We start from the raw sequence: 7,670 nt of genomic DNA, 5'->3' as shown, positions 1-7,670 counted from the left end.
TGGCCAGCGTCAACCGGCCGTCACGCCAGCGGAACGCCGAGCGGGTGTACTCCGCCGACGCCCGGGACTTCTTCCGGGACTTGAACGTGGGGTACTTGGCGCGCTTGGCGAAGAAGTTCGCGAACGCCGCCTGAAGATGCCGGAGCGCCTGCTGAAGAGGGACCGACGACACCTCGGACAGGAAGTCGTGGTCTCCGCTGCGCTTCCACGCCGTGAGGGCGGCCGAGGACTCCACGTAGGAGACGCGGCGGCCTTCCATGGTGTAGGCGCGGGTGCGCTCTTCGAGTGCCTTGTTGTAGACGAGGCGGACACAGCCGAACGTCCGGGCAAGCTCGGAGGCTTGCTCGGGGGTCGGGTAGAAGCGGTACTTGTAGGCCCGCTTCACGATCTGCGCCACGCCTCACATGCTACCCCACGATCAGCTAAGGGCCGCGTGTGTGTTCGATACGCCGGTTCGCCTGACGGCGAATCGGCTGCCCCTGTCCTGCTCCGCAGGGGTCCGATTCCTCCCCCGCCTGAAGGCGGGGGTTTCCACGGAGGTATCTGATGAGGATCACTTCGCTGGAGCCCGCACGGTGCCTGCCGGTGCCGGACGCCGGGTTCGGCGCCCTGCGGACCGAACGCGGCAACCTGCCGCTCGAAAGCGTGGACGTGGCCGCCGGCATCTCGGGGCTCATCGCCGGGGTCGAGGTCACCCAGGGCTTCAGGAACCCGTTCGACGTCACCCTGGAGGCGACGTACGTCTTCCCGCTGCCCGACCGGGCCGCCGTGACGGGGTTCAGGATGGAGGCCGACGACCGGGTCATCGAGGGCGTGCTGAAGGAGCGCGGCCAGGCCAGGGCCGACTACGACCAGGCGCTGCGCGAGGGCAGGCGGGCGGCGATCGCCGAAGAGGACCGGCCGGACGTCTTCACGATCAGAGTGGGCAACATCCTGCCCGGCGAGCGCGTCTCGGTCCGGCTGACCATGAGCCAGCCCTTGCCGTACGAGGACGGCGCGGCCACGTTCAGGTTCCCGCTGGTCGTCGCGCCGCGCTACATCCCGGGCACCCCCATCGACGGGCGGCCCGCCGGCGACGGCGCCGCACCCGACACCGACGCCGTCCCGGACGCGTCCAGGATCAGCCCTCCCGTCCTGCTGCCCGGCTTCCCCGACCCGGTACGGCTCTCGCTCAGCGCGCGCGTGGACGCCTCGGGCCTGGAGCTGCGCGAGCTGGCCTCCAGCCTGCACGTGGTCGAGGAGGAGGGCCACACGGTCCGCCTGCGTCCTGGCGAGCGGCTCGACCGCGACTTCATCCTGCGCATGTCGTTCGAAGCGTCCACGTCGTTGCAGCTCGACGGCGGGGACACGTTCGCGCTGACCGTCGTGCCGCCGCCGCTGCAGGCCACGCGCGCGCCCCGCGACGTGGTGCTGCTGCTCGACCGCTCCGGCAGCATGGGCGGCTGGAAGATGGTGTGCGCGCGCCGGGCCGCCGCGCGCATCGTGGACACGCTGACGCCCCAGGACAGGTTCGCGGTGCTGACCTTCGACTCCGTGGTGGAGCAGGCGTTCGAGGGCCTGGCGGAGGCGTCCGACCGCAACCGTTACCGCGCCGTCGAACATCTCGCGCGGGTCGACGCCCGCGGCGGCACCGAACTGCTGGAGCCGCTGCTCCAGGCCGTCGCCCTCCTGGGCGCCACGTCCGGGCGCGAACGCGTCGTCGTGCTGGTCACCGACGGCCAGGTGGGCAACGAGGACCAGATCCTGGAGCAGGCCGGCGGGGCGCTGTCGGCCATGCGCGTGCACACCGTCGGCATCGACAGGGCCGTCAACGCCGGGTTCCTCGGCCGGCTGGCCGGGCTGGGCGCGGGGAGGTGCGAGCTGGTCGAGTCGGAGGACCGGCTCGACGCCGCCATGGAGCAGATCCACCGCAGGATCGGCGCTCCCCTGGTCACCGACCTGTCGATCAAGGGCCTCGACCTGGAGCCGGACACGGTCACGCATCTCGGCTCGGTCTTCCCCGGCGTGCCCCTGCGGGTGTTCGGACGGTATCGCGAGGGCTCCTCGCTGACCGTGCACGGCATGGCGGCCGAGGGGCCGTGGGAGCAGCAGGTCCCGGGCGTGACGGTGGACCATCCGGCCATCCGCGCCGTCTGGGCCCGTACGCACCTGCGCGAGCTGGAGGACCGCTACGCCATGGGCGAGCACGACCTGGAGTCCAGGATCGTGCGCACGTCCCTCGACAACGGTGTGCTCTGCCGCTTCACCGCGTACGTGGCGATCGACACCAGGCAGGTCGCCGAGGGCGGTCCCGAGCACCGCGTCATCCAGCCGGTCGAGCCGCCCAGCGGATGGGAGATGCCGCGGAGCGCGGCGCCGATGGGCGCCTTCGGGCACACGATGATGGCCGCCGCGCCGGCGGCCGCCGTACACATGCGGCAGCCTCAGGGCTTCGCCCCGGGCACGGAGCAGGGGCTGCTCGGCGATGCCGGCGCCGTCGGCCCGCTTCCGGCGCCGGGAGCTCCCGCGCGGCCGGGCTCGCCTCGCGGCAGTGCCCGCTCCCGGAGGTCCGGTCCGCGGCGCGCTGACCCGGTGGCGTCGGTACGGCCTCAGCTGGTGGCCGAACTCGGCAGGCTGACGGCGCTTCCCGCGCCCGACCTGCTCTACCTGGCCGACCTGGGCTCGCGGCTGGCCGCGCTGGCCGCGTACCTCGGGGGAAACGAGGAACTGGCGGCGCTGGCCCGCGAGCTGGAGGCGGCCGAGCGGCCGGGCGCGGACGCTCAGGCGCTGCACGACCGCGCCGTCGCGGTCCTCACCGCGCTCGTCGGCCACTCCGCCGCACCGGACCCGTCCTCGGGGCCGGAGGCTCTCGGTGAGCCTCGAGAGGGTCGCGGCTCGTTCTGGAAGCGCACCTAGTCACCGGGCGGTCACATGATCGGCGTCCACTCCTTCAGCAGGACGACCTCGTAGCCGCCGACCTCCGTGTACGGGTCCCGGAGGAGGATCTCCCGCAGGTCCTCCTCCCCGGGCACCTCGTAGACGTGCAGCGCCCCGGTGTCGTCCGCCCACGGCCCGGCGGTCACCAGCCGCCCCTCCTCCTTGAGCCCGCGCAGGTGCTCCCGGTGCGCGGGCCGGGCGGCGAGCCGCCGCGGGTCGCCGTCGAAAGCCAGGTGCAGTACGTATCTCGCCATGCCCCGCACGCTAGACCGGCCCTGTCCTTTCACTCAGCATCGTGGGGCACGGCGATGGTGTATATCGGGATACATGACGTACACGCTGGCCGACCTGCCGATGTTCGCCCGGCTGGGAGAGGAACGGTTGCGCGGCCTGGCGGCGCGGCGCAGGCGCTACCCGGCAGGGCAGGTGCTGTGCTCCGAGGGCGATCCCGCCGGCCACCTGATCGTGCTGCTCGACGGGCGGGTCAAGGCCGGACGGGTGAGCGCGGAGGGCCGGGAAGTGGTCCTTGCCGTGGAGGCGGCGCCGGTCGCGTTCGACAAGACGGCCCTGCTCGTGGACGGGCCGCACCGGGCGACGCGCACGGCCCTGACGGCGGTGGAGGTCGCGTACGTGCCGCGCTCCGCCGTGCTGGAGCTGGTCGCCGGCGAACCGGAGGTCGCGGCGCGGCTGCTGCGCACGCTGGCCGCGACCGTGCGCGATCTCGACGAGCGGCTCACCGACGCGGCGGTGCGCGACGTGCCGACGCGCGTGGCGGCCTGGCTGGTACGCCGCTGCGCCGGCGGCCGGGTGCCGCTCCACGGCGGCCAGGCGGGCTTGGGGGCCGAGATCGGCGCGACCCGGGTGAGCGTCAACCGCGCACTGCGCGGGTTCGAGCGCCGGGGATGGGTCGAGATCTCCACCGGCGAGGTGGTCGTGCTGGATCGTCTGGCCCTCTCCCGCCTGGCCGCCGTCCCGATCCCGGCGCCCTGAGTCCCGGCGGAGCGTCCGCGTCGTCTGGAGGCCGTCCGGCTGCTCATACCCTGAAGAGGTGACGACACTTGTCCTGGACGGCGGCCTGTCCACCCAGCTCGAACGGCTCGGCGCGGATCTGCGCGACGCGTTGTGGTCGGCGCGGCTGCTGCTGGAGGAGCCGGAGCTGATCCGGCAGGCGCACGCCGGCTATTTCGCGGCGGGCGCCGATGTGGCCACGACCGCCAGCTACCAGGCCACGATCCCGGGCTTCGCCAGGCGCGGGCTCGACGTGGCGCAGGCCGAGCGGCTGCTCAGGCTGTCGGTCGAGCTGGCGGGACAGGCCCGCGACGAGGCCGGCGGCGGGCTGGTGGCGGCGTCGGTCGGCCCCTACGGCGCCTACCTGGCCAACGGGGCGGAATACACCGGCGACTACGACCTCGACGAGGACGGCCTGTTCGCCTGGCACCTGCCGCGCTGGGAGATCCTCGCCGGGGCGGGGGCCGACCTGCTGGCCTGCGAGACGATCCCGTCCCGTCACGAGGCGCGGGCGCTGGCCCGGCTGCTGAGCCACACGCCGGAGGTCAAGGCGTGGGTGAGCTTCTCCTGCGGGGACAGCGAGCGCCTCAATGACGGGACACCGATCCGGGAGGCCGCCGCGCTGTTCGCGGGGCATGCGCAGGTGGTGGCGGTCGGCGTCAACTGCACCGCGCCGCGCCACATCCCCGGGCTGATCTCGTGCCTGTCGGGCGCGCTGCCCGTGGTGGTCTATCCCAACTCGGGCGAGTCGTGGGACCCGGCCGGTCGCCGCTGGGTGGGCCTGGCCGACCCGATCGAGTACGGCCAGGCCGCCAAGGAGTGGCAGCGGGCGGGTGCGTCGCTGATCGGAGGTTGCTGCCGGACGACTCCCGAGCACGTCCGGCAGATCCGCGCCCACCTGTCCTGAGCGCCCGCCGGTGGCGCTAGACGGTGACCGCGGCGGCGCCGCCGCGGCGGCCCAGCACGCGGTCGAGCGCGAACGCGCCGCCGCCGCTGAAGCCGATGGCCAGGCTGGCAGCCGCCAGGGCCAGGACGAACTCGTAGCCGCCCTCGCCGGCGGCGAAGCCGTTCCCGCCGTGCACGAAGACGATCGCGCCCACCATGGTGAGCGCCAGCAGCGAGCCCACGATCGGCAGCGCGGCGCCGGCGATGAGCGCGAGCCCGCCCACGACCTCCAGCGTGGCCACCGCAGGCGCGGCCACACCGGCCAGCGGGATGCCGACGGACTCGAAGAACTTGGTGGTGCCCGCGATGCCCATGGTCGCGAACTTCTGGTAGCCGTGGACGACGAAGATCACGCCGACGGCGATCCTCGCGAGCAGCAGGACGATGGGGCGCGCCTGTTCGATCATGCGACCTCCTTGATTGTCGTTCAGTTTTGAACGACAACTCTAGCCGTGATGTTTAAAGCCGAACAACAAGTCAGGCCGCCGAGTCAACGACCTGTTCTCAGGAGCGGCGCGGCCTGCGCCTACACTGAGGCGGTGATGGACCCCCGATGGCTGGACGCGACGGAGATGGCGGCGTGGCACGCCTTCGTGTCCACTTTTCACCTGCTGGAGCGCCGCATCGAGGAGCAGCTCAAGGCCGCGGCGGGGCTGACGCACCCGCAGTATGAGATCCTGGTGCACCTCTCCGCCGCCCCCGGCCGCCAGATGCGCATGACGGAGCTGGCCAGAGACGTCGTGGCGTCGAAGAGCGCGCTGACGTATCAGATCACCCAGCTGGAGAAGGCCGGCCTGGTGGAGCGGGCGCACTGCCCCTCGGACGAGCGCGGGGTGCTGGCGGTGCTCACCGACGCGGGCATGCGCTGCCTGGAACGGGTGGCGCCCGGCCACGTGGAGGTGGTGCGCGCCTATCTGATCGACCGGCTCAGCCGTGAAGAGCTGCATACGATGACGACCGCCATGCGGAAGACGGAACGTGCCTTACGGTCGTCCCACTGAGACGTGACGTGGCTTCGGCATGCCCGGAGGCACGCGCAGCCCATGAGTGGAGGACGGTCACGCGAGAGCACCACCGTCCGGTGTGACTCTACGTTAGCACGCCGTCGCAGGGAGCGACCATTACCGCCGTCTAGCTCTTGCCCGCGGCGGCGCGCGCGGCCCGCTCCATCTCGACGCGGGCGCTGGCGGCGTACTTGTCGACGTATTCCTGCTCCGACAGCTCCATCAGCGCGTACATGATCTCGTCGGTCACCGCGCGCAACACCAGCCGATCATCCTCCATCCCGTAATAGCGGGAGAAGTCGAGCGGCTTGCCGAACCTGACGCCCGGCCTGATGCCGAGCTTGGGCAGCGGCCGCCCGGGCGGCATCATCTCGTACGTGTTGATCATGGCCCAGGGGATGACCGGCACCCGGGACTCCAGCGCGAGCCGGGCCACGCCGGTCTTGCCTTTGTAGAGGCGCCCGTCGGGCGAGCGGGTGCCCTCGGGATAGATGCCCAGGATGTGGCCCTCGCGCAGGATGCGCAGCCCGGTGCGCAGCGCGGCCTCGCTGGCCTTGCCACCCGACCGGTCGATCGGCACGGTGCCGACGCCGCTGAAGAACAGGCGGGTGAAAAAGCCTTTCACGCCACGCCCGGTGAAATAGTCGGCCTTGCCCAGGGAGATGACCTTGCGGCGGATCTGCAGCGGCCCGAAGAAATGGTCGGCGAACGACAGGTGGTTGCCGGCCAGGATCGCCGGCCCCTGCCTGGGCACGTTTTCCGCGCCTTCGGTCCACGGCCTGAAGACAAGGTGGAGGATCGGCCCCAAGATGGCCTTGACCACCCAGTAGAACACCCCGGCACCTCTTCCTCAGCGCATTGTCGGCGATCAGAGTCATCTTCCCATCCCGCGGGGGATGCTCCTACACCACCTCTCGCACAAACACCCTAGAACGTGCGACGATCGGGCCGTTCCGGGATGAAATTGCCGGAATGAAACAGCACGGAGGAGCTGTTATGCCGCTCATGCCAGGCGCGGAGTCCTACCACCACGACGCAGGACAGGTCGGGGTGCTGCTGTGCCATGGGTTCACCAGCACGCCCCAGTCGCTGCGACCGTGGGGCGAGTTCCTGGCCGGGCACGGGGTGAGCGTCTCGCTGCCCCGCCAGCCCGGGCACGGCACCCGGTGGCAGGAGATGAACCGTACACGCTGGGAGGACTGGTACGCCGAGGTGGAGAAGGCGTTCGAGATCCTTCAGGGCCGCTGCACGGAGGTGTTCGTGGCAGGGCTGTCGCTCGGGGGCTGCCTGGCGCTGCGGCTGGCCGAGGTGCACGGCCCGGCGATCAGGGGCGTGATCGTGGTCAACCCGTCGATCGCGAACGACGTGCCCCTGATGAGGCTGGCCCCGCTGCTGAAATGGTTCGTGCCGTCGGTGCCCGGCGTCGCGGGCGACGTCAAGAAGCCCGGCGTGACCGAGCTGGCCTACACCCGCACCCCGGTGAAGGCGGCCGCCTCGCTGCCGGAACTGTGGTCGCTGGTGCAGGCCGACCTGGCGAAGGTGACACAACCGCTTTTGGTCTTCCGCAGTGCCGATGACCACGTGGTGAAGCCGGCGAGTGTGGCGATCATCCGTGAGAAGGTGCCGCAGGCCACGATCGAGGAGCTTACCGATAGCTACCATGTTGCGACGCTGGACAACGATGCCGACAGGATCTTTGCCGGGAGCCTCGGCTTCATCCGGACACATGCCTCGGTACCCTTGCAGAGGGACTGATCGCACCCAGGGGGAAGTCGCGATCGCTGTGGAGAGGCCCAT

Annotated in this window: 9 protein-coding genes; 5 read left to right on the top strand and 4 right to left on the bottom strand. The window is 71.3% G+C overall.

The features are described from left to right. Nucleotides 1-397, bottom strand: a 397-nt coding sequence (locus ABGB01_RS27135; RefSeq protein ID WP_347776354.1) for a transposase, incomplete at its 3' end; no start/stop codon positions are given. Nucleotides 398-546: 149 nt separating this feature from the next. Between ABGB01_RS27135 and ABGB01_RS27130 the strand changes: the two genes are divergently transcribed. Further along, nucleotides 547-2,895, top strand: coding sequence for a VIT domain-containing protein (locus ABGB01_RS27130; RefSeq protein ID WP_347776353.1), 2,349 nt, complete (start codon nucleotides 547-549; stop codon nucleotides 2,893-2,895). Between the two features lie 11 nt (nucleotides 2,896-2,906). Here the strand turns inward: ABGB01_RS27130 and ABGB01_RS27125 are convergent, their stop codons facing one another. After that, complete coding sequence (locus tag ABGB01_RS27125) at nucleotides 2,907-3,170, bottom strand: YciI family protein (protein WP_347776352.1); 264 nt, start codon at nucleotides 3,168-3,170, stop codon at nucleotides 2,907-2,909. A 73-nt stretch (nucleotides 3,171-3,243) separates the two neighbouring features. Here ABGB01_RS27125 and ABGB01_RS27120 point away from each other — a divergent pair, with 73 nt between their 5' ends. Next, the gene (locus ABGB01_RS27120) at nucleotides 3,244-3,906 is read left to right on the top strand and encodes a Crp/Fnr family transcriptional regulator (protein WP_347776351.1); all 663 of its coding nucleotides are present in this window, start codon (nucleotides 3,244-3,246) and stop codon (nucleotides 3,904-3,906) included. Between the two features lie 58 nt (nucleotides 3,907-3,964). After that, nucleotides 3,965-4,831 carry a homocysteine S-methyltransferase gene (gene mmuM / locus ABGB01_RS27115; RefSeq protein WP_347776350.1) on the top strand — a complete coding sequence of 289 codons (867 nt, stop codon included), beginning with the start codon at nucleotides 3,965-3,967 and terminating at the stop codon, nucleotides 4,829-4,831. A gap of 16 nt (nucleotides 4,832-4,847) precedes the next feature. Here mmuM and ABGB01_RS27110 read toward each other — a convergent pair whose 3' ends face one another. After that, nucleotides 4,848-5,276, bottom strand: coding sequence for a DoxX family protein (locus tag ABGB01_RS27110; protein ID WP_347776349.1), 429 nt, complete (start codon nucleotides 5,274-5,276; stop codon nucleotides 4,848-4,850). A 135-nt stretch (nucleotides 5,277-5,411) separates the two neighbouring features. On the opposite strand from ABGB01_RS27110, the gene ABGB01_RS27105 reads away from it, so the two are divergent. Beyond that, on the top strand, nucleotides 5,412-5,870 hold the full coding sequence (locus tag ABGB01_RS27105) for a MarR family transcriptional regulator (RefSeq protein WP_347776360.1): 459 nt from the start codon (nucleotides 5,412-5,414) through the stop codon (nucleotides 5,868-5,870). A gap of 130 nt (nucleotides 5,871-6,000) precedes the next feature. On the opposite strand, the gene ABGB01_RS27100 is transcribed toward ABGB01_RS27105, so the two are convergent. After that, entirely contained in the window at nucleotides 6,001-6,708 is a 708-nt protein-coding gene (locus ABGB01_RS27100; protein ID WP_347776348.1) for a lysophospholipid acyltransferase family protein, read from the bottom strand. Between the two features lie 161 nt (nucleotides 6,709-6,869). Here ABGB01_RS27100 and ABGB01_RS27095 point away from each other — a divergent pair, with 161 nt between their 5' ends. Further along, a complete protein-coding gene (locus ABGB01_RS27095) occupies nucleotides 6,870-7,628 on the top strand; it encodes an alpha/beta fold hydrolase (protein ID WP_347776347.1) in 759 nt (252 codons plus the stop codon). Nucleotides 7,629-7,670 lie beyond the last annotated feature (42 nt).

It is taken from the genome of Nonomuraea sp. B5E05 (assembly GCF_039880665.1).
Taxonomy (GTDB): Bacteria; Actinomycetota; Actinomycetes; order Streptosporangiales; family Streptosporangiaceae; genus Nonomuraea.
This window is presented reverse-complemented; position numbering and strand designations above follow the sequence as displayed.